This window comes from Streptomyces sp. NPDC007162 (assembly GCF_040634175.1).
In the GTDB taxonomy this organism is placed as follows: domain Bacteria; phylum Actinomycetota; class Actinomycetes; order Streptomycetales; family Streptomycetaceae; genus Streptomyces.
Genome location: NZ_JBEYFC010000108.1, coordinates 1 through 22,199, shown reverse-complemented (window position 1 = coordinate 22,199; position 22,199 = coordinate 1). Strand labels below are relative to the sequence as shown.

Sequence of the window (22,199 nt, the reverse complement as noted above, 5' to 3'; positions counted from 1 at the left end):
GAGGGCTACGTGGTGGGCCAGGAGCCCGCCAAGAAGGCCCTCTCGGTCGCGGTGTACAACCACTACAAGCGCGTCCAGGCCGGTGAGAACGGCGGCGCCCAAGGCCGCGACGACGCCATCGAGTTGGCGAAGTCCAACATCCTGCTGCTGGGCCCCACCGGCTCCGGCAAGACCCTCCTGGCGCAGACCCTGGCCCGCATGCTGAACGTCCCGTTCGCGATCGCCGACGCGACCGCGCTGACGGAGGCCGGCTACGTGGGCGAGGACGTCGAGAACATCCTGCTCAAGCTGATCCAGGCCGCCGACTACGACGTCAAGAAGGCCGAGACCGGGATCATCTACATCGACGAGATCGACAAGGTCGCGCGGAAGAGTGAAAACCCGTCGATCACCCGGGACGTCTCCGGCGAGGGCGTCCAGCAGGCCCTGCTGAAGATCCTCGAAGGCACCACGGCCTCCGTCCCGCCGCAGGGCGGCCGCAAGCACCCGCACCAGGAGTTCATCCAGATCGACACGACGAACGTGCTGTTCATCGTGGGCGGCGCGTTCGCCGGACTGGAGAAGATCATCGAGTCCCGGGCGGGCGCCAAGGGCATCGGCTTCGGCGCCACCATCCGCTCCAAGCGGGAGCTGGAGGCCAAGGACCAGTTCGAGGACGTCATGCCCGAGGACCTGGTCAAGTTCGGCATGATCCCCGAGTTCATCGGCCGTCTCCCCGTCATCACCAGCGTCCACAACCTGGACCGGGAAGCCCTCCTCCAGATCCTCGTCGAGCCGCGCAACGCGCTGGTCAAGCAGTACCAGCGCCTCTTCGAACTCGACGGCGTGGAGCTGGACTTCGAGCGCGAGGCCCTGGAGGCCATCGCCGACCAGGCCATCCTCCGCCAGACCGGCGCCCGCGGCCTGCGCGCCATCATGGAGGAGGTCCTGATGTCGGTGATGTACGAGGTGCCGTCCCGCAAGGACGTGGCCCGCGTCGTCATCACGGCCGACGTCGTCCACTCCAACGTCAACCCGACCCTGATCCCCCGCGACGCCCGCGGCCGGGGATCGGGCGAGCAGAAGTCGGCGTAACCGCGTCAGCACGAAAGCGCCGGGCCCACCTCGAAGGGGGCCCGGCGCTTTCGTCTTCCTCCGCCCGCCTACCTGGCGACGCGCACCTCACCCCGTACGTCGGCGGCGATCTTCGCCGACTCGTCGACGCTGTACGACGTGACCGCCGCCGTCGGCTCCACCATGCCGATGGTGCTGTAGTCAGCCCAGATGCACAGGTACGCCGTCTGGGCCTTGCCGGTGAGCTGGTTCTTGCCCTTCGCCTGCTGGCACTTCATCACCGCGCCGTCCAGGCCGGCCGGGGACACGGACTGCGCGTCGCCGACGAACTGCACGCTGTTGTCCGAGCTGCCGTCCTTCTTCATGTTCGCGAAGGTGGCGTCCAGCGCGGCCTGCGGGTCCTTGACCGTGCCGTAGACCCCGAACAGGGTGACGTTCTCGGCGGTCTGCGCCTTCGCCACGGCCGTCGGGTCGCTGGTGTTCAAGGACTTCAGGTCGACGGTCGAGTAGATCGCGGTGACCGAGGTGGCGTCGGTGACACCGGTCTTGGCGAGGTCCTTCGCGTCGCTCGAACTCGCCTTCTGCTCGCTGGAGTCACCCACCCGCTTGTACTTCGCGGACAGCAGCGAGGCCGGCGCGGTCAGCTTGTGCGGCCCGTCGTCCTTCAGCGCGCCGGATCCGCTCCCGCCGAGCACGAAGTACGCCCCCACGCCGATCGCCGCCACCACGGCCACCGCCCCGATGACCAGTCCCGTCTTCTTCTTCCCGCCGCCCGGAGCCGGCGGCTGCGGAACGCCGTAGGGCTGCTGGCCGTACGGCGGCTGGCCGTAGGGCGGCGGCTGCTGACCGTACGGGTTCTGCTGCGGGGGAACGCCCTGCTGCGGGTAGCCGTACCCCGGCTGCGGGGGCTGCTGCCCATACGGCCCGGGCTGTGCCGGCGGGGCCTGCTGGGGGTAGCCGTAGCCGGGCTGGGGAGCCTGCGGCGGCCCGCCGTACGGGCCCGGCTGCTGCCCGTACGGTCCCGGCTGCTGAGGCGGCGGCCCCCCGTACGGGCCCGGCTGGGTGTAGCTCATCTCTGGGTTCCCCTCCAGATGCTTATGTGTTCCTGACATCCTGGCTCAGTCACAGGGGACCCACGGCACGGGGGTCTTCGCCGTTACAGAACAAACGCGTTTCGGGACAGCCCCGCAACACCTCTAAACTGAGCCCGTGACCGAGAACGCTCAGCAGCAGCCCACAGCGCCCAGCACCGAACTGCCGACCCAGTACGCGCCGGCCGATGTAGAGGGGACGCTGTACGAGCGCTGGGTAGAGCGCGGTTACTTCGCGGCCGACGCCAAGAGCGACAAGCCCGCGTACACCATCGTCATCCCCCCGCCGAACGTCACCGGCTCGCTGCACCTGGGCCACGCCTTCCAGCACACGCTGATGGACGCGCTGACCCGCCGCAAGCGCATGCAGGGCTTCGAGGCGCTGTGGCTGCCGGGCATGGACCACGCCGGCATCGCCACCCAGAACAAGGTCGAGCAGCAGCTCGCCGAGGAGGGCAAGTCCCGCCACGACCTGGGCCGCGAGGAGTTCGTCGAGCGGGTCTGGCAGTGGAAGGAAGAGTACGGCGGCAAGATCCTCGGCCAGATGCGCCGCCTCGGCGACGGCGTCGACTGGGACCGCGAGCGCTTCACCATGGACGAGGGCCTGTCCAAGGCCGTCCAGACCATCTTCAAGAAGCTCTTCGACGACGAGCTGATCTACCGCGCCGAGCGCATCATCAACTGGTGCCCCCGCTGTCTGACGGCCATCTCGGACATCGAGGTGGAGTACCAGGAGGACGACGGCGAGCTGGTCTCCATCAAGTACGGCGAGGGCGACGAGACGCTGGTCGTCGCCACCACCCGTGCCGAGACGATGCTCGGTGACACGGCGGTCGCCGTCCACCCCGACGACGAGCGGTACAAGCACCTGGTCGGCAAGCGCATCAAGCTCCCGCTGACGGACCGTACGATCCCCGTCGTCGCGGACACGCACGTCGACCCGGAGTTCGGTACGGGCGCCGTCAAGGTCACCCCGGCCCACGACCCGAACGACTTCGCGATCGGCCAGCGCCACGGCCTGGAGTCCATCACCGTGATGGACGAGCGCGCCGTCATCACGGCCCACGGCCCCTTCCAGGGCCTGGACCGCTTCGAGGCCCGTTCCGCGATCGTCGGCGCCCTGCGCTCGCAGGGCCGGATCGTCGCCGAGAAGCGGCCCTACGTCCACTCCGTCGGCCACTGCTCGCGATGCAAGACCACCATCGAGCCGCGCCTGTCCATGCAGTGGTGGGTCAAGGTCGGCCCGCTCGCGAAGGCCGCGGGCGACGCGGTCCGCGACGGCCGGGTCAAGATCCACCCCGAGGACATGTCGAAGCGGTACTTCGACTGGGTCGACAACATGCACGACTGGTGCATCTCGCGCCAGCTGTGGTGGGGCCACCGCATCCCGGTCTGGTACGGCCCGGAGGGCGAGGTCGTCTGCGTCGGCCCCGACGAGCAGCCGCCCGCCGGCGAGGGCTGGACGCAGGACACCGACGTCCTCGACACCTGGTTCTCCTCCGGCCTGTGGCCGTTCTCCACCCTCGGCTGGCCCGAACAGACCGCCGACCTGCGGAAGTTCTACCCGACCGACGTCCTGCTCACCGGCCACGACATCATCTTCTTCTGGGTCGCCCGGATGATGATGTTCGGCCTGTACGCCATGGACGGCGAGGTCCCCTTCCGCACCATCGCGCTGACCGGTCTGGTCCGTGACGAGCGTGGCAAGAAGATGTCGAAGTCCTTCGGCAACGTCGTCGACCCGCTGGACTGGATGGACAAGTACGGCTCCGACGCCGTCCGCTTCACCCTGGCCCGCGGCGCCAACCCCGGCACCGACGTCCCGATCGGCGAGGACTGGGTCCAGGCGTCCCGCAACTTCGCCAACAAGATCTGGAACGCGACCCGGTTCGCGCTGATGAACGGCGCGACCGTCGAGGGCCCGCTCCCGGACGCCGCCGAGATGTCGGCGACGGACCGCTGGATCCTCTCCCGTCTGAACGAGACGGTCGCGGAAGTCGACGCGTACTACGAGGACTTCCAGTTCGCGAAGCTGTCCGACTCCCTCTTCCACTTCGCGTGGGACGAGGTCTTCGACTGGTACGTCGAGCTGTCCAAGACCACCTTCCAGGCGGGCGGCCGGGGCGCCGAGGTCTCCCAGCGCGTGCTCGGCGAGGTCCTCGACGTCACCCTCAAGCTCCTCCACCCGGTCGTCCCGTTCGTCACGGACACCCTGTGGACGACGCTGACCGGCGGCGAGTCCGTCGTGATCGCCGACTGGCCGAAGGACTCGGGCTTCCGGGACCAGGCCGCCGAACGCGAGATCGAGACCCTCCAGTCCGTCATCACCGAGGTCCGCCGCTTCCGCGCCGACCAGGGCCTCCAGCCCGGCCAGCGGGTCCCGGCCCGCCTCACCCTGGTCGGCACCGCCCTCGCCCCGCACGAGGCCGCGATCCGCCAGCTGCTGCGCCTCCAGCCGGAGGGCGACGCGTTCACCGCCACCGCCACCCTGCCGGTCGCCGGCGCCGAGGTCGCCCTCGACCTCTCCGGCACCATCGACGTCGCCGCCGAGCGCAAGCGCCTGGCGAAGGACCTCGCGGCGGCCGAGAAGGAGAAGGCACAGGCGACGGCCAAGCTCGGCAACGAGGCGTTCCTGGCGAAGGCCCCGGACAACGTGGTCGACAAGATCCGCCTCCGCCTCGCCAAGGCGGACGAGGACATCACCCGCCTCCAGACCCAACTGGACCGCCTCCCCGAGGCGTAACCCGGAACGTCCCCGCGGGCGCCCGCCGACCCCACCTCCAGGGACCGCCGGGCGCCCGCCCACGCCCACCCCCGTGCCGCACGCCCCCCGTCGCAGCTCCACCCACCGGCATGCCGCCACCTTCCGGTCCTCCGCGGCCACCGAGCGCGTCGCCCGTCCTCACTCCCCGACCCCCGACACCCCCGGACCACCAACACCCCCCGCCCCCGACACACCGCCGGCCCCCCGACGCAGCCCCGCCCCGGCGCAGACCTGCCCCCCGGCGCAGCCCCGCCGACCGGCCACGCCGCCGCCCGGCAGCCCCTCGCGGTGTCCGTCCGGCCCCGGTCGCTCGTGCACGTTCCCCGACCGCCGCCCCTCGGCCCGGCCCCGCCGACCGGCCCCCCGCGGGTGTCCGTCCGGCCCCCCGTCGCCCGGCCCGCCCCGCGCCGGAGGGGCGACCCCGTGCGCAGCAGCCGTCGGCGGCGACCGGCGCGTACGTGGGTGCGCGTCGCTCCGTAGACTGGTCCCGTGAGTGATCTGCCCCCGCGCGACCCCAACGAGAGTTCCGACGACTTCGACGAGATCATCTCGGCCGAGACGGACCGCGACCCCGATCTCGCGGTGATCGAGGCCGGCAGCCGGACCCTGCGTACCCAGGGCGGTCCGCAGCAGCCCGACGTCCCGGCCCGCCCCGAGGACCCCGAGGTCGACCGGGCCCTGCGCGCGGTGGAGGCGGAACTCGCCACCCGCTGGGGCGAGACCAAGCTGGAGCCCTCGGTCGCCCGGATCGCCGCCCTCATGGACGTGCTGGGCGAGCCGCAGCGCTCGTACCCCTCGATCCACATCACCGGCACCAACGGCAAGACCTCCACCGCCCGCATGATCGAGGCCCTGCTCGGCGCCTTCGACCTGCGTACCGGCCGCTACACCAGCCCGCACGTGCAGTCGATCACCGAGCGCATCAGCCTCGACGGCGCCCCGGTCTCCGCCGAGCGGTTCATCGAGACGTTCGACGACATCAAGCCCTACCTCGACCTGGTCGACTCCCAGCAGGACTACCGGCTGTCGTTCTTCGAGGTGCTCACCGGCATGGCGTACGCGGCGTTCGCGGACGCCCCCGTGGACGTCGCGGTCGTCGAGGTCGGCATGGGCGGCTCCTGGGACGCCACGAACGTCATCGACGGCGACGTCGCCGTGGTCACCCCCATCGACCTCGACCATACCGACCGGCTCGGCGGGACCACCGCGGAGATCGCTGCCGAGAAGGCCGGGATCATCAAGCAGGACGCGACGGTCATCCTGGCCCAGCAGCCGGTGGACGCGGCCCAGGTGCTGCTGAAGAAGGCCGTCGAGGTGGACGCGACCGTGGCCCGCGAAGGCCTGGAGTTCGGCGTCGTCGCCCGTCAGGTCGCCGTCGGCGGCCAGCTGCTCACCCTGCGCGGCCTGGGCGGCGAGTACAACGGGATCTACCTCCCGCTGCACGGCCCCTACCAGGCCCACAACGCGTCCGTCGCGCTCGCTGCGGTCGAGGCGTTCTTCGGGGTCGGCTCCCAGCGCCCCGAGCCCCTCGACATCGACACGGTCCGCAAGGCGTTCGCCGCGGTCTCCTCGCCGGGCCGTCTCGAAGTCGTACGACGCTCTCCCACCGTCGTCCTGGACGCCGCGCACAACCCGGCCGGCGCCCGCGCCACCGCCGAGGCCGTCGGCGAGGCCTTCGACTTCAGCCGGCTGATCGGCGTGGTCGGGGCCAGCGCCGACAAGAACGTCCGGGGCCTGCTGGAGGCCTTCGAACCGGTCTTCGCCGAGGTCGTGATCACCCAGAACACCAGCCACCGCGCGATGGACGCGGACGAACTGGCCGCGATCGCCGTCGAGGTGTTCGGCGAGGACCGCGTCCAGGTCGAACCGCGGCTGCCGGACGCCCTGGAGGCCGCGATCACCCTGGCCGAGGAGGAGGGCGAGTTCGCCGGCGGCGGTGTGCTGGTCACCGGCTCCGTCATCACCGTGGGCGAGGCCCGACTGCTCCTCGGGAGGCGCTGACCATGCGCACGCTGTGTTCCTCCACGCTGATCGGCGAGTTCTTCGTGATCGGCTTCGCCGCCCTGGTCGCCATGAAGGACCCCGACCTGTCCACCGCCACGGTGTGGCTGGTCAGCGGCATCGCGATGGTCCTGTGCGTGGCCCTGTGCGGGGTGATCACCCGCCCGGGCGGCGTCGCCCTCGGCTGGGCCCTGCAGCTCGCCCTGGTCGCCTCCGGCGTCTTCGTCCCGACGATGTACTTCCTGGGCGCGGTCTTCGCGGGACTGTGGTGGGCCTCGGTGCACTACGGCCGGAAGATCGACGAAGCCAAGGCCCGCTTCGCGGCGCAGGCCGAGGCCTCCGAGGCCCCCTCCGCACCTGACGCTGCGTAACGGGCCCCCGGACCCGCCCTGTAGCCTGCCCTCACCGCACACGTCAGTACCCGAAGGAGCCCTCGTGACCCAGCGCACCCTCGTCCTGCTCAAGCCCGACGCCGTCCGTCGCGGCCTGACCGGCGAGATCATCGGCCGTATCGAGCGCAAGGCCGGCTGGCAGATCACCGCGCTGGAACTGCGCACCCTGGACCGGGCCACCCTGGAGCAGCACTACGGCGAGCACGTCGGCAAGCCGTTCTACGAGCCGCTGGTCGAGTTCATGTCCTCCGGCCCGGTCGTCGCCCTGATCGTCGAGGGCGAGCGGGTCATCGAGGGCATCCGCGCCCTCGCCGGCCCCACCGACCCGATCGCCGCCGCGCCCGGCTCCATCCGCGGTGACTTCGGCGTGATCGTCCGTGAGAACCTGATCCACGCGTCCGACTCCGAGGAGTCCGCCGAGCGCGAGGTCAAGATCTTCTTCCCGGGCCGCGCATAGCCCCACGGGGCCCGGTGCGCCCCCTACGGAGTTTTCGTGGATCTTTCTGATGTGGCGTCAGTCGGTCGATCCGCATGACCTGGGGCGGTCGAACGATTTCGGCCGTCCCTCGGCATATGCGTGCCGATCGGGGGAACGCATGGCCCCGTTGGACCGTCTCCACAAGCGAGGCGGCCCCGTGCATGCTGACAATGGCGAAGACCCTCGCGCAGTGTTCGTGCAGGCGCGTCTACGATGGAAGCCTTCACGTCACAGCACCCACTTCGCCGACCTGAAATGCCCTCAAAAGCTCCCGGGAAGGCCAGACGAATCCTGATGGGGAACTCAATGTCGTTCATCGGCCGTGACATGGCTGTCGACCTCGGGACCGCCAACACGCTGGTGTACGTCAGGGGTCGCGGGATCGTACTCAACGAGCCGTCCGTCGTCGCGATCAACACGAACACCGGTGGAATTCTCGCGGTCGGCGCGGAGGCGAAGAAGATGATCGGGCGCACGCCCGGCAACATCGTCGCCGTCCGGCCGCTGAAGGACGGCGTGATCGCCGACTTCGAGATCACCGAGCGGATGCTCCGCTACTTCATCCTGAAGATCCACAAGCGGCGCTACCTCGCGCGCCCGCGCGTGGTCGTGTGCGTGCCCTCCGGGATCACCGGTGTCGAGCGCCGCGCGGTCATCGAGGCGTCCTCGCAGGCCGGTGCCCGCCAGGTGCACATCATCGAGGAGCCCATGGCCGCCGCCATCGGCTCCGGTCTGCCGGTCCACGAGGCCACCGGCAACATGGTGGTGGACATCGGCGGCGGCACCACGGAGGTCGCGGTCATCTCGCTCGGCGGCATCGTCACCGCCCAGTCGATCCGCGTCGCCGGCGACGAACTGGACAACGCGATCATCCAGCACATCAAGAAGGAGTACAGCCTCCTCCTCGGTGAGCGGACGGCCGAACAAATCAAGATCACGATCGGTTCCGCGTACGAACTCGACTCCGACGAACACACCGAGATCCGCGGCCGGGACCTGGTGTCCGGCCTGCCGAAGACCGTCGTCATCTCCGCCGCCGAGGTCCGCAAGGCGATCGAGGAACCGGTCAACGCGATCGTCGACGCCGTCAAGACCACCCTCGACAAGTGCCCGCCGGAGCTGTCCGGCGACATCATGGACAGGGGAATCGTCCTGACCGGTGGCGGAGCCCTGCTGCGCGGTCTGGACGAGCGGCTGCGCCGGGAGACCGGCATGCCGATCCACATCGCCGAGGACCCGCTGGACAGCGTGGCGCTCGGCTCCGGCAAGTGCGTCGAGGAATTCGAGGCGCTCCAGCAGGTCCTGGACGCCCAGCCGCGCAGATGAGGTATCTCTTCGATTCCGCCGTACGAGATGATCTCCTCTCGTGCGGCGGATCGTTGATATAGAGGCATAAGCTCACACAAAACGAGCGCTGTTCACCCAACTCCCCATACAACAAGCTCCCCAAGTTCCTATTGAGGAAGGCACGGCCGCCGCACGTGAGGGACACGAAAGAGAGCCGGCTGCTCCTGGTGCTGCTGATCGCCATCGCGTTCGCGTTGATCACGGTGGACATCCGAGGGGGCCGGAACTCCCCGGTCGACGGCGCCCGGCAGGCCGCGGCCGCGGTCTTCGGCCCGATCGAGAACGGCATGTCGACGGTCGTGGACCCGGTGGGCAACGCCGTCTCCGCCATCCGCGACTCCGGCGGACGGCACGACCGCCTCGCCCGGCTGGAGAACCAGAACGCCGCCCTCAAGGCGAAGCTCGGCAGCGACGACCGCAACCGCAGCCGCCTGCGCCAGCTCGACAAGATGCTCAACATCGCCGCCGAGGGCCAGTACGGCATCAAGGGCGCCCAGGTCATCGCCATAGGGTCGGCACAGGGCTTCTCCTGGACCATCACCATCGACGTCGGCTACAACGACGGCATCAAACGGGACATGACCGTCCTCAACGGCGACGGCCTCGTCGGCCGCGTCACCACCGTCGGCCCCGACGCCTCCACCGTGCTGCTCGCCAACGACCCCGACTTCACCGTCGGCACCCGCATGGAGGGCAGCGACGAACTCGGCTTCGCCTCCGGACAGGGCGACCGCCCGCTGCGCGTCGAACTCCTCAACGGCAAGGCCGAGGTGAAGAAGGGCGACCGGCTCGTCACCTTCGGCTCCCAGGCCGACAAGCCCTTCGTGCCCGGCGTCCCGGTCGGCACCGTCACCGGCGTCGACCCCTCCAACGGCGGCCTCACCCGCACCCTGTACGTCACGCCGTTCGTGTCCTTCACCAAGCTCGACGTCGTCGGCGTGGTCGTCGAGGCACCGAAGAAGGACCCACGCGACGAGGTGCTCCCGGCCAAGCCCAAGCCGACCCCGACCCCCACGGTGACCGTCACGGTCACCCCGTCCGCGGACGCGAGCGCCAACGCGTCCGACACCACCGGCCAGCAGCAGTAGGAGCTGAATCCCCATGCGTGTCAACCGGCTCCTGCTCTCCTCCGCGCTCATCGTCGTCGCCCTGGTGATCCAGGTGAGCGTCCTCGCCCGCCTGCACCTGCCCGGCGCCGTCCCCGACCTGATGCTCCTCACCGTCCTCGGCCTCGCCATGGTCTACGGCCATGTGGGCGGCGCCCTCGTCGGCTTCGGCGCCGGCCTCCTCGCCGACCTCGCCCCGCCCGCCGACCATGCGGCCGGCCGCTACGCCCTGGTGCTCTGCGTCGTCGGCTACTTCGCGGGCCTGATCAAACCGGAGAACGGCCGGCTGAAGTCCGCGACCGGCCCGATGCTCGTCGTGGTCGCCGCCGCCGTCGGCTCCACCCTGCTGTACGCGGGCGTCGGCGCCCTCGTCGGCGACACCGCCGCCCGGCACGTCGGCATGACCAGCCTGCTGATCACGGCCGCCCTGTACGACCTGCTGCTCGCCCCGTTCGTGGTCCCCGGCGTCATGGCCCTGGCCCGGCGCGCCGACAACGACCCCCTCGCGGAGGCCAACTCCGGTACCAAGGCCGGGAACGTCTCCTCGGGCTGGATCTCCTCCGGCACCGGACTGCGCGTCGGCGGCCAGCGCGGCGCCCTCGGCTCCCTGAAGGCCAGGGCCCGCACCCGCAACGTCCGGGTCGGCCGCATCAAGGGGGTCAAGCGCCTGTGAACACGGGGGAGTCGGGCGACGGAGCCGTTCACAGCTCCGTCGGATATGACACGAACACACACCGCTGAGAGGGGGAGGCAGCCCAGTGACCAACATTCCCGAGACCGGTCGGACCCCACGGGTCCAGATCCGTCTCGTCGTCATCCAGATCCTCGTCCTGTCCCTGCTCGGCACCCTCGGCGGCCGCCTGTGGTACCTGCAGATCCGTGAGGGCGCCGCGTACCAGAAGGAGGCCTCCGGCAACCACGTCCAGCAGGTCGTCGACCCCGCGGTGCGCGGCTCGATCCTGGACGCGCGCGGGGTGCCGCTGGCCGACAACGAGACCCGCCTCGTCGTCTCCGCCTCCCGCACCGACCTGCTCAAGCAGAAGGACGACGGCAAGGCGGTCCTCACCAAACTCGCGGGCGTCCTCGGCATGAAGCCCGGGGAGGTCCTGCAGAAGGTCCGCCTCTGCGACGCCAAGACCCCCCAGCCCTGCTGGAACGGCTCGCCGTACCAGCCGATCCCCATCACCGACGAGGCCACCGCCAAGCAGGCCCTGCAGATCCGCGAACGCTCCGAGGACTTCCCCGGCATCACCGCCGAACCCGAGGCCGTGCGCCGCTACCCGGCCCCCGGCAAGTCCCACACCGCCCAGGTCCTCGGCTACCTCTCCCCGGTCACCGACGACGAGATCCAGCAGGCCAAGGACACCTCCTCCCCGTACCTGCGCTCCGACATGGTCGGCCGCTCAGGCCTGGAGCGCGAGTACGACAAGGAACTGCGCGGCAAGGCCGGCGTCACCCGCTACGAGGTCGACAACCTCGGCCGCGTCATCGGCAAGGCCAAGTCCGACGCCGCCGAACCCGGCGCCAACCTGGTCACCAGCATCGACTCCCGCGTCCAGCGCGTCGCCGAGTACGAGCTGGACAAGGCCATGAAGACCGCCCGCCAGCAGTACGACGACATCACCCACGAGAACTACAAGGCGGACTCGGGCGCCGTCGTCGTGATGGAGGCCAAGACCGGCCGCATCGTCGCCATGGCCTCCGCGCCGGACTACGACCCGAACGTCTGGGTCGGCGGCATCTCCGCCAAGGACTACAAGGCCCTCACCGGCAAAAACTCCGACTACCCGCTGCTCAACCGGGCCATACAGGGTCAGGCCGCGCCCGGTTCGACGTTCAAGGTGGTCTCCACCGCCGCCGCGGTCCAGGCCGGCTACGCCTGGGACGGCGGCTACCCCTGCACCAGCTCCTATTCGGTGGGCGGCCAGGTCTTCAAGAACTTCGAGGGCGAGAACTTCGGCGACATCTCCCTGGGCCGCGCCCTGGAGGTCTCCTGCGACACCGTCTTCTACGGCCTCGCCGACCGCGAGTGGAAGAGGGACGGCGGCATCAACCCGAAGAAGGGCGAGCCCAAGGACTGGTTCTTCAAGACCGCCCACGAGTTCGGCCTCGGCAAGGAGACCGGCGTCGACCTGCCCAACGAGGTCACCGGCCGGGTCCCCGACCGCCAGTGGAAGCTCGACTACTGGAAGGCCAACAAGGACGCCTGGTGCAAGTCCGGCAAGAAGGACGGCAGCTACGTCGAGCGCATCGAGTACGAGAACTGCCTCGAAGGCAACAAGATGCGCGAGGGCGACGAGATCAACTACTCCATCGGCCAGGGCGACACCCTCGTCACGCCGATCCAGGAGGCCATGATCTACGGCGCCGTCGCCAACGGCGGCACCGAGTACCAGCCGACCATCGGCAAGGCGATCATCAGCGCCGACGGCAAGTCCGTCCAGGAGATCAAGCCCAAGGCCGTCCGCAAGCTGCCCGTCAGCCAGGCCACCCTCAGGGGCATGGACGACGCCTTCGCCGGCGTCATCACCCGCGGTACCGCCGCCTGGAAGTTCAACGGCTGGCCCCAGGACAAGATCGCCCTGCACGGCAAGACCGGCACCGCCGAGGTCTACGGCAAGCAGACCACCTCATGGCTGGCCACCTACAGCAAGGACTACACGGTCATCATGACCATCGCCCAGGCCGGTACCGGTTCCGGTGCCTCCGGCGAGGCGGTCCGCAACATCTACAGCGCGCTCTACGGCGTGTCGGCCGACGGCTCCATCGACAAGAACAAGGCGCTGCTCCCCACCCCGCAGCAGGGCCTGCCGAAGGTCCGCACCGACGGCACCATCGCCTCCCCGAAGGTCTCCAGGGACCCGGCGAAGGACTTCCAGGCCTCGCAGCAGGGCGACCAGCAGAACGGCGGCCAGACCCCGGCCGCCACCACCGCCTCCCCGTCGGCGGGCAACCGCACCACCCGCAGGAAACCGCGCAGGCGCGGAAGCCGGAGGATGCTCACATGACCGGCGTCAACAGCTTCTCCGTCTCCGGGTACGGCCCGGCACGCCCCGGCTGGACCCGGGTCTTCGCCCGCGACTCGCTGGCCCGCCGGCTGGACTGGCCGATGCTGCTGGCGGCCGTCGCGCTGTCCCTGCTCGGCTCCCTGCTGGTCTACTCCGCGACCCGCAACCGCACCGAGATCAACCAGGGCGACCAGTACTACTTCCTGGTCCGGCACCTGATGAACACCGGCATCGGGCTCGCCCTGATGATCGGCACCATCTGGGTCGGCCACCGCCAGCTGCGCAACGCCGTACCGATCCTCTACGGCCTGTCGCTGGTCGGCATCCTCGCGGTGCTCACCCCGCTCGGCGCCACCATCAACGGCAGCCGCAACTGGATCGTCTTCGGCGGCGGCTTCTCGCTGCAGCCCGCCGAGTTCGTGAAGATCACGATCATCCTGGGCATGGCGATGATACTGGCGGCACGGGTCGACGCCGGGGACAAGAAGTACCCCGACCACCGGACCGTCCTGCAGTCCCTCGGGCTGGCCGCGGTCCCGATCATGGTCGTGCTCCTCATGCCCGACCTCGGCACGGTCCTGGTCATGGTGACGATCATCCTCGGCGTGCTGCTCGCCTCCGGCGCCTCCAACCGCTGGGTCTTCGGCCTGCTCACCGCCGGCGTGATCGGGTGCATCGCGATCTGGCAGCTGCACATCCTGGACGAGTACCAGATCGCCCGCTTCGCCGCCTTCGCCAACCCGAGCCTCGACCCGGCAGGCGTCGGCTACAACACCAACCAGGCCCGGATCGCCATCGGCTCCGGCGGCCTGACCGGCGCCGGCCTGTTCCACGGCTCGCAGACCACCGGCCAGTTCGTCCCCGAGCAGCAGACCGACTTCGTCTTCACGGTCGCGGGGGAGGAGCTCGGCTTCGTCGGCGCGGGCCTGATCATCCTGCTCCTCGGCGTCATCCTGTGGCGCGCCTGCCGCATCGCGCGCGAGGCGCCCGAGCTGTACGGCACGATCGTCGCGGCCGGGATCGTGGCGTGGTTCGCGTTCCAGGCGTTCGAGAACATCGGGATGACCCTGGGGATCATGCCGGTCACCGGACTTCCCCTGCCGTTCGTGTCCTACGGCGGTTCCTCGATGTTCGCGGTCTGGGTGGCGGTGGGACTGCTCCAGTCGATCAGGGCGCAGCGGCCGATGTCGGCATAGCCGCAGCGCCTCGGGGAACCCGCGGGGTGAGGACACCGGCAACGGCGTCTTCACCCCTCAGGCATTTCCCGTTCCCCCGCGATTCACCTCCATCGACGTCTGCCCCCGAGGCGGCCAAACCACTAGATTCAGCTCATGGCGGATACGAAGCGTGAAATCGAGCGCAAGTACGAGTCCGACGACAGCGGCCTGCCCGACCTGACCGGAGTCGCAGGCGTGGCGAACGTCCTCGACAAGGGCACCACGGAACTCGACGCGACCTACCACGACACCTCGGACCTGCGACTGGCCGCGGCCATGATCACCCTGCGCCGCCGCAAGGGGGGCGCCGACGCCGGCTGGCACCTCAAACTCCCCGTCGCCCCCGGAGTCCGCGACGAGATCCACGCCCCGCTCGCCGACACCGTCCCCGGCGAACTCGCCGCCCTCGCCCGCTCCCGGGTCCGCGAAGGCCAACTCGTCCCCGTCGTCCGGCTGCGCACCACACGCGACGTACGCAACCTCGTCGACGCCCGGGGCCGGCTGCTCGCCGAGGTGAGCGCGGACCGCGTCCACGCCGAACGCCTCTTCGGAGGCGAGGGCACCGCCCAGTGGACCGAGATCGAGGTCGAACTCGCCGACGGCGGCGACCCCGCCTTCCTCGACAAGGTGGAGAAACGCCTGCGCAAGTCCGGCGTGAGGCCCTCCGACTCCCCGTCCAAGCTGGCCCGCGCCCTCGCCGAGACCAAGGGCGGCAAGCCGCACCCCGCCCCGGCCCCCGGCAAACCCACCACCGCCGGGGACCACGTCCTCGCCTACGTCCGCGCCCAGCGCGACGCCATCGTCTCCCTCGACCCCGCCGTCCGCCTCGACACCGAGGAGGGCGTGCACGACATGCGGGTCGCCACCCGCAGGCTGCGCAGCACGTTCCGCACCTTCGGCAAGGTCCTCGACCGGAAGATCACCGACCCGGTCGCCGCCGAACTGAAATGGCTGGCCGGCGAACTCGGCCTCGGCCGCGACCTGGAAGTCCTCGCCGAACGCCTCTCCGGCGCCCTCGCCGACACGCCCCCCGCCCTGGTCTCGGGCCCCGTCCACGACCGGCTGCGGGCCTGGGCCGACGCCGGTGAGCGCGGCTCCCGGCACCGCCTGCTCGGCGTCCTGGACTCCCCGCGCTACCTCGACCTCCTCGACACCCTGGACGCCCTGATCTCCGACCCGCCCCTGCTGAAAGCGGCCGCCAAGGACCCCGAGAAGGTGCTCGCCAAGGCCGTACGCAAGGACTTCGACAAGCTCACCGGCCTGATCGAGACGGCCATGGCCGAACCCCCCGGCCACGACCGCGACCTCGGCCTGCACGAGGCCCGCAAGAAGTCCAAGCGCACCCGCTACGCCGCCGAAGCGGCCCGCCCCGCCCTCGGCAGCCCGGCGAAGTCCCTGGTCAAAGCCATGAAGTCGCTCCAGTCCCGGCTCGGCGAACACCAGGACAGCGTGATGGCCCGCGAAACGCTGCGCGAACTGTCCGCGGTCGCGCACGCCGCGGGCGAGAGCGCCTTCACCTACGGACTGCTGTACGGCCGCGAGGAACAGCGGGCGGCGGCCGTCGAGGCCGGGCTCCCGCACGCCTGGAAGAAGACCAGGAAGGCGGCGCACGGCTGAGCGGACGTACGGGGGACTCCGCCGGGCACGTTAGGCTAGATGGTCACCCTCCCCCAGCCTTCGGCCGGGGGTGCCCCAAGTCAGCTCACAAAGGTCCGCGACATGCCTGCCGAAGCCGCCGCCCAGGTCGCCGAGTCTGTGTTCCCGCAGCTGGAAGCCCTGCTCCCGCATGTGCAGAAGCCGATCCAGTATGTCGGCGGAGAGCTCAACTCCACGGTCAAGCCCTGGGAGTCCTGCGACGTCCACTGGGCGCTCATGTACCCGGACGCCTACGAGGTCGGCCTGCCCAACCAGGGCGTCATGATCCTCTACGAGGTCCTCAACGAACAGGACGGCGTCCTCGCCGAGCGCACCTACAGCGTGTGGCCCGACCTGGAGGCGCTGATGCGGGAGCACGGCGTCCCGCAGTTCACCGTGGACAGCCACCGCCCCGTGAAGGCCTTCGACGTGTTCGGCCTGTCCTTCTCCACGGAGCTCGGCTACACGAACATGCTCACGGCCCTCGATCTCGCGGGCATCCCCCTGGAGTCCAAGGACCGCACCCTCGACGACCCGATCGTCCTCGCGGGCGGCCACGCGGCCTTCAACCCGGAACCCATCGCGGACTTCATCGACGCGGCGATCATCGGCGACGGCGAGCAGGCCGTCCTCGACATGACGAGGATCATCCGCGACTGGAAGGCGGAGGGCCGCCCCGGCGGCCGCGAGGAGGTACTCCTCCGCCTCGCCAGGACCGGCTCCGTGTACATCCCGGCGTTCTACGACGTCGAGTACCTCCCCGACGGCCGGATCGCCCGCGTCGTCCCCAACCGCTCCGGCGTCCCGTGGCGCGTCTCCAAGCACACCGTCATGGACCTGGACGAGTGGCCGTACCCCAAGCAGCCGCTGGTCCCGCTCGCCGAGACCGTCCACGAACGCATGTCCGTCGAGATCTTCCGCGGCTGCACCCGCGGCTGCCGCTTCTGCCAGGCAGGCATGATCACCCGCCCGGTCCGCGAGCGCTCCATCACCGGCATCGGCGACATGGTGGAGAAGGGCCTGAAGGCCACCGGCTTCGAGGAGGTGGGCCTGCTCTCCCTCTCCTCCGCCGACCACTCGGAGATCGGCGACATCGCCAAGGGCCTGGCCGACCGCTACGAGGAAGACAAGATCGGCCTCTCGCTGCCCTCCACCCGCGTCGACGCCTTCAACGTCGACCTGGCCAACGAACTGACCCGCAACGGCCGCCGCTCCGGCCTGACCTTCGCCCCCGAGGGCGGCTCCGAGCGCATGCGCAAGGTCATCAACAAGATGGTCTCGGAGGACGACCTCATCCGCACCGTCGCCACGGCCTACGGCAACGGCTGGCGCCAGGTGAAGCTGTACTTCATGTGCGGCCTGCCCACCGAGACCGACGACGACGTCCTGCAGATCGCCGACATGGCGATGAACGTGATCGCCAAGGGCCGCGAGGTCTCCCGCTCCAACGACATCCGCTGCACGGTCTCCATCGGCGGGTTCGTCCCCAAGCCGCACACCCCCTTCCAGTGGGCCCCGCAGCTCTCCGCCGAGGAGACGGACGCGCGCCTGGAGAAGCTCCGGGACAAGATCCGCGGCGACAAGAAGTACGGCCGCTCCATCGGCTTCCGCTACCACGACGGCAAGCCCGGCATCGTCGAGGGCCTCCTGTCCCGCGGCGACCGCCGCATCGGCGCCGTCATCCGCGCGGTCTACGAGGACGGCGGCCGCTTCGACGGCTGGCGTGAACACTTCTCCTACGACCGCTGGATGGCCTGCGCCGACAAGGCCCTCGCCCCCTACGGCGTGGACGTCGACTGGTACACCACCCGCGAACGCACCTACGAGGAGGTCCTCCCCTGGGACCACCTCGACTCGGGCCTCGACAAGGACTGGCTCTGGGAGGACTGGCAGGACGCCCTCGACGAAACAGAGGTCGAGGACTGCCGCTGGACCCCCTGCTTCGACTGCGGGGTGTGCCCGCAGATGGACACCCACATCCAGATCGGCCCCACCGGGAAGAAGCTTCTTCCTCTGACGGTCAAGAACGCGCCCGCTTCGAGTGGTCACGCGCACTGAGGTGCCACCGCCGGCGGCGCTGTCGGCATATGTCCGTACGCCGCTGCCGGCTCCCGGTTGCGCTCCGCTCCGGTGGAGTTTCAGCGTCGAAGCATCCGGGAGCCCGAGACTGCGACAAGGATCGCGGCGAGGGTGACAAGGCCGACGAGCACGGTGACCGTGGGCCAGACCCTGAGCGCGCCGGCGGTGAGGAGTGGCGGGATGGTCATGCCGGCGTAGGCGATGAGGAAGACGCCGGCGAGCGCCTCGCCTCGACGCTCCGCATCCGCGACCGCGGCGACGGTGCCGAGGGCGGCTCGGAACAGGATGCCGATCCCTGCGCCCGCGACCCCGCCGCCGATGAGGAAGAGCGGGAGCGAGGCGACGACGGCGGCAACGCCGATGCTCACGAGCCCGAGCGCGGCGAGTGCGACGGCGAGCCCGATCTGGGGGCGCATCGCCAGCCGTACGGTGAGGATCTGCGCGAGGGCTGCCGCCATGAAGACGACGAAGGGCGACAGGCCGGCGAGCAGGTGCGAGTGCAGCCCGAGGAGGCCGACGAGGAAGGTCGAGGACAGTCCCATGAAGGTGCCGAACACCGAGAACGCCCCGAACGCCGCCGCTCCGGCCGCCCAGAACGCGCCCCTCCCCGCCGTCGGCACTGCGACGCGCTGCGGCCGGTAGGCAGGGCGCTGCGCACGGCGCTCAACGGTCTCGGGAACGAAGGCGACCATGATCCCTTCGACGAGCAGGAGGATGGCGAACGCCGCGTAGGGGACGATGAGCGGTCGCGTGGACCAGGTCGCGATGAGCCCGCCGATCAGAGGGCCGACGCCGATGCCGCCGAGGTTTGCGAAGGTCGACACGAGGGCGACGCGACCTTTGACGTGGTGAGCCGCCGCAGCGAGCTCGGAGAGGTGCGCGGTCGCCGTGGCGGTGAGGATGCCGATGCCGAGTCCGCTGATGAAGCGGGCGACGATGAGGCCGGCGACGTCGTCGCGGACGAGGAAGAGGATCGCGGCCAGCAGGTTGACCAGCAGCGAGCCGAGGATCACGCGTCGGCGTCCCAGCCAGTCGGAGACATGACCCGCGAGATACAGGCTCAGCATGACCCCGACCGCGTATGCGCCGAAGATGATGGTGAGGATGATCGTCGGGAAGCCGTCGCGCTGCTGGTAGATCGCGTAGAGGGGCGTCGGGACGGCACAGAACGCCAGCTCGGTGCTGAAGGCGAGCGCGATGATCCAGAACCCCGCCCCGTGCGGAAGTCGTCCGGTGGCCGGAGTCGGGGCCGGAGCAGTGGTTGTCGTCATTCCTCCATGCTCGACACCTCATGTCATCGCGTCCAACGCATACTCTTGGTCACCGTTATCGACACAAACGATGGAGCCCGGGGACAGGCACATGGATACCCGACTGGTCGAGTATGCGATCGCGGTCGCCGACGAGCTGAGCTTCACCCGTGCCGCGCAACGCGTCTACGCAGCACAGTCGACCGTCTCCGCCGGCGTTCGGGCGCTGGAACGAGAGCTCGGCACCGCGCTCTTCGAGCGAGACCAGCGAGGGGTGCGGATCACCGCTGCCGGAGAAGCGGTGCTGCCTGCGCTGCGCGCGCTCGCCGACGCCGAGGCACGCGCCCGCACCGCGGCCGACCCGCGAGGCGAACTGCGGGGCGAACTGCGCATCGGGGTGTTCTCCAGCGTGAGCTACCTCGCCATCCCGCGCGTCATCGGCGCCTTTCACCGCGAACACCCGCTCGTCGACCTCCGACTGCGCGCGTCTTCGTCCGGCTCGGCGGAGCTCGCCGACGCCGTACGGCGGGGGCGGCTCGATCTCAGCTTGTACGGGCTCCCAGCGGCCACCGCGGGCCCGGGCCTTGCCGTGCACCGGCTGGCGACAACGCCCTACGCGGTCATCCTCCCGGCCGACCATGAATGCGCATCACGCGCGGGACTGGCGCTGAACGACCTCGCGCATGAGCGCTTCGTGGACGCGCCTGCCGGTTTCGGCAACCGGGACGTCCTCGACGCCGCGCTCGGCGCCCGCGGAGTGGTGCGCGACGTCGCGGTCGAGGCGACCGAGACCAGCTCGATCCCGGTCTTCGTCGCCAACGGCCTCGGCATCGCGCTGCTTCCCGAACTGCTGATCCCGCCAAGCGAGGACATCGCGGTCGTCCCTCTGAACGAGCGCATCACCTGGGAGTTCAACGTCGTGACGCGGACCACGACCGGCGAAGCCACCGCGGCTCTGCTCGAGCAGTTGCTCGCGGCCTATTGACCCCTCTTCCCGGCACGTCCCGTTCATCAGCCGCGGTGCGGAGCGCCATGACGATCCGGCGAAAGCCCGCCAGATCGGCCCGACCGGCTACGGGATGAGCACGATCCTGCCGAACACCTCGCCCGCGTCCATTGCGCGGTGCGCCAGCACGGCCTGTTCCAGCGGCAGCAACTCGTGTACCACCGTGTGGAGTTCGCCGCGACCCGCCGCGGCGAACTGTTCGGTTCGAACGGCACGTCGCTCGGGAGCGCTCACGGTGTCGGCACTGAACGTCGCGAACGACAGGGACTTCCGGAACGCTGCCATCATGCTCATGCCGAAGTCGGCCGGCGGCGGTCCGCCGACCATGCCGACGGCCACCATGCGGCCGTTCGGGTTGAGCTTCTCGAAGAACGAGGGCATGTCCGTCCCCGCGACGATGTCGATGACGACGTCGTAGCCGGCGGGAGCGTCCTCGTCGCCCGCGCCGGAACGGTCCAGAACGTGCGTTGCGCCGAGCTTGCGCAGGCGTTCGCCGCGCTCGGCCGACGATGTCGTGACAGCCACCGCTGCGGCACCGGCACCGGCCGCGAGCTGGACCGCCGTGATCCCGATGCTGCCGGCCGCGCCGCGTACCAGCACCGACTCGCCAGGACCGAAGCGGGCGCGGGCGAGAGCGAAGTGGGCCACCACTGCGGAGCCGCCGAGCGTCACCGCGTCGGTGGCGGACAGGTCCGCGGGGAGGGGGAGGACCTCCTCGACCGGGGCGACGGCCTGCTCCGTGTAGCCGCCGCCCACGCCGGTGAACGCCCACACACGCCGACCGATCCATGACGTGTCGGCCTCGTCGCCGACCGCCGTCACCGTGCCCGCCACTTCGCTGCCGGGGACATGGCCCTCCTTGAAGCCATAGGCGGCCAAGGCACCCCTGCGGACCAGGGCGTCGACACCGCCGACGCCGATCGCCTCGGTGTCGATCAGCACATGTCCGCGCGGGGGGACCGGGGCCGGAAGGTCGACGACCGCCAGGCCCTCGGCGCTTCCGAACGTCTGGATCGTGACTGCTCTCAAGGTCGTCTCCTGCTTCCGGGGCCGGTGGGGACGGAGCCGCCCGCCGATCCAGGACGCTAACGGACGCCTGCGTCCGTTTCGCTAAAGTGAGAGCGGTGACCGACCGTTTGCCTCAGGCCTTGCGCTCGGACGCCCAGGGCAACCGTGACCGCATCCTCGACGCGGCCCGCACGCTGTTCGCCGCGGAGGGGCTGAACGTGACGATGCGCGCGATCGCCCGGCGCGCCGAAGTGGGCCCCGCCACGCTGTACCGCCGGTTTCCGACCAAGCAGACGCTGGTCACCGAAGCGTTCATGGAGCAGATGCGGGCCTGTCACGCCATCGTCGACGAGGGGCTTGCCGATCCGGATCCGTGGCGCGGCTTCTGCCGTGTGATCGAGAGGACCTGCGAGCTGCATGCCCGCAACCGGGGCTTCACGGACGTCTTCATGGTGACCTTCCCCGACGCGGTGGACTTCGCTGCGGACCGTGAGCACACGCTGAACTCGATCGCCGAACTCGCCCGTCGTGCGCAGAGCACCGGCCGGCTGCGCCCCGACTTCGTGCTGGACGACCTGATCCTCATGCTCGTGGCCAACAGGGGCATCCCCGCCGCGTCGCCGACCACCCGGGTTGCGGCGTCACGTCGCTTCGCCGCGCTGGTGATCCAGGCGTTCCAGACGCCCCCGACGCACGTGTGACGACATGCGAGGGGCTGCGAGGGCGTCCCCCCACGGGCTCTTCCTCGCAGACCCCGCTGCGGC

Annotated in this window: 17 protein-coding genes; 14 read left to right on the top strand and 3 right to left on the bottom strand. The window is 70.1% G+C overall.

All coding sequences use genetic code 11. The features are described from left to right. Positions 1–1,074 (top strand): ATP-dependent Clp protease ATP-binding subunit ClpX (gene clpX / locus ABZ646_RS15695; RefSeq protein WP_360518384.1); only part of this gene is annotated, 1,074 nt, incomplete at its 5' end. Between the two features lie 68 nt (positions 1,075–1,142). Here the strand turns inward: clpX and ABZ646_RS15690 are convergent. Beyond that, entirely contained in the window at positions 1,143–2,126 is a 984-nt protein-coding gene (locus ABZ646_RS15690; protein WP_360518381.1) for a hypothetical protein, read from the bottom strand. A gap of 136 nt (positions 2,127–2,262) precedes the next feature. On the opposite strand from ABZ646_RS15690, the gene ABZ646_RS15685 reads away from it, so the two are divergent. The 11 genes from ABZ646_RS15685 to ABZ646_RS15635 all read left to right on the top strand — a co-directional run bounded on the left by ABZ646_RS15685 (position 2,263) and on the right by ABZ646_RS15635 (position 18,150). Then, positions 2,263–4,887: a valine--tRNA ligase gene (locus tag ABZ646_RS15685; protein WP_360518378.1), complete on the top strand. Its 2,625-nt coding sequence runs from the start codon at positions 2,263–2,265 to the stop codon at positions 4,885–4,887. Positions 4,888–5,397: 510 nt separating this feature from the next. Beyond that, a complete protein-coding gene (locus ABZ646_RS15680; RefSeq protein WP_360518376.1) occupies positions 5,398–6,909 on the top strand; it encodes a folylpolyglutamate synthase/dihydrofolate synthase family protein in 1,512 nt (503 codons plus the stop codon). 2 nt (positions 6,910–6,911) lie between these two features. After that, positions 6,912–7,280: a DUF4233 domain-containing protein gene (locus ABZ646_RS15675; RefSeq protein ID WP_360518373.1), complete on the top strand. Its 369-nt coding sequence runs from the start codon at positions 6,912–6,914 to the stop codon at positions 7,278–7,280. Between the two features lie 64 nt (positions 7,281–7,344). Beyond that, positions 7,345–7,758 carry a nucleoside-diphosphate kinase gene (ndk, locus tag ABZ646_RS15670; RefSeq protein ID WP_132886821.1) on the top strand — a complete coding sequence of 138 codons (414 nt, stop codon included), beginning with the start codon at positions 7,345–7,347 and terminating at the stop codon, positions 7,756–7,758. 327 nt (positions 7,759–8,085) lie between these two features. Continuing rightward, positions 8,086–9,105 (top strand): rod shape-determining protein, encoded by a 1,020-nt coding sequence (locus ABZ646_RS15665; protein WP_046734341.1) that lies wholly within the window; start codon positions 8,086–8,088, stop codon positions 9,103–9,105. A 155-nt stretch (positions 9,106–9,260) separates the two neighbouring features. Further along, positions 9,261–10,214 (top strand): rod shape-determining protein MreC, encoded by a 954-nt coding sequence (gene mreC / locus ABZ646_RS15660; protein WP_360518370.1) that lies wholly within the window; start codon positions 9,261–9,263, stop codon positions 10,212–10,214. A 13-nt stretch (positions 10,215–10,227) separates the two neighbouring features. Beyond that, on the top strand, positions 10,228–10,905 hold the full coding sequence (mreD, locus tag ABZ646_RS15655) for a rod shape-determining protein MreD (RefSeq protein WP_360518368.1): 678 nt from the start codon (positions 10,228–10,230) through the stop codon (positions 10,903–10,905). 85 nt (positions 10,906–10,990) lie between these two features. After that, the gene (gene mrdA, locus ABZ646_RS15650) at positions 10,991–13,240 is read left to right on the top strand and encodes a penicillin-binding protein 2 (protein ID WP_360518365.1); all 2,250 of its coding nucleotides are present in this window, start codon (positions 10,991–10,993) and stop codon (positions 13,238–13,240) included. Then, on the top strand, positions 13,237–14,436 hold the full coding sequence (rodA, locus tag ABZ646_RS15645; RefSeq protein ID WP_360518362.1) for a rod shape-determining protein RodA: 1,200 nt from the start codon (positions 13,237–13,239) through the stop codon (positions 14,434–14,436). Before mrdA ends, rodA begins: the two co-directional genes overlap by 4 nt. A 135-nt stretch (positions 14,437–14,571) precedes the next feature. Beyond that, positions 14,572–16,074: a CYTH and CHAD domain-containing protein gene (locus tag ABZ646_RS15640; protein ID WP_360518359.1), complete on the top strand. Its 1,503-nt coding sequence runs from the start codon at positions 14,572–14,574 to the stop codon at positions 16,072–16,074. Positions 16,075–16,176: 102 nt separating this feature from the next. Further along, positions 16,177–18,150, top strand: a complete 1,974-nt coding sequence (locus ABZ646_RS15635; protein WP_360518357.1) for a TIGR03960 family B12-binding radical SAM protein — start codon at positions 16,177–16,179, stop codon at positions 18,148–18,150. An 80-nt stretch (positions 18,151–18,230) separates the two neighbouring features. Here the strand turns inward: ABZ646_RS15635 and ABZ646_RS15630 are convergent, their stop codons facing one another. Continuing rightward, a complete protein-coding gene (locus ABZ646_RS15630; protein ID WP_360518354.1) occupies positions 18,231–19,442 on the bottom strand; it encodes an MFS transporter in 1,212 nt (403 codons plus the stop codon). 91 nt (positions 19,443–19,533) lie between these two features. Between ABZ646_RS15630 and ABZ646_RS15625 the strand changes: the two genes are divergently transcribed. Then, the gene (locus ABZ646_RS15625) at positions 19,534–20,406 is read left to right on the top strand and encodes a LysR family transcriptional regulator (RefSeq protein WP_360518351.1); all 873 of its coding nucleotides are present in this window, start codon (positions 19,534–19,536) and stop codon (positions 20,404–20,406) included. Positions 20,407–20,493: 87 nt separating this feature from the next. Here the strand turns inward: ABZ646_RS15625 and ABZ646_RS15620 are convergent, their stop codons facing one another. Continuing rightward, on the bottom strand, positions 20,494–21,456 hold the full coding sequence (locus ABZ646_RS15620; RefSeq protein ID WP_360518348.1) for a zinc-binding dehydrogenase: 963 nt from the start codon (positions 21,454–21,456) through the stop codon (positions 20,494–20,496). A gap of 95 nt (positions 21,457–21,551) precedes the next feature. Here ABZ646_RS15620 and ABZ646_RS15615 point away from each other — a divergent pair, with 95 nt between their 5' ends. Then, the gene (locus tag ABZ646_RS15615) at positions 21,552–22,136 is read left to right on the top strand and encodes a helix-turn-helix domain-containing protein (RefSeq protein ID WP_360518345.1); all 585 of its coding nucleotides are present in this window, start codon (positions 21,552–21,554) and stop codon (positions 22,134–22,136) included. Positions 22,137–22,199: the final 63 nt, after the last annotated feature.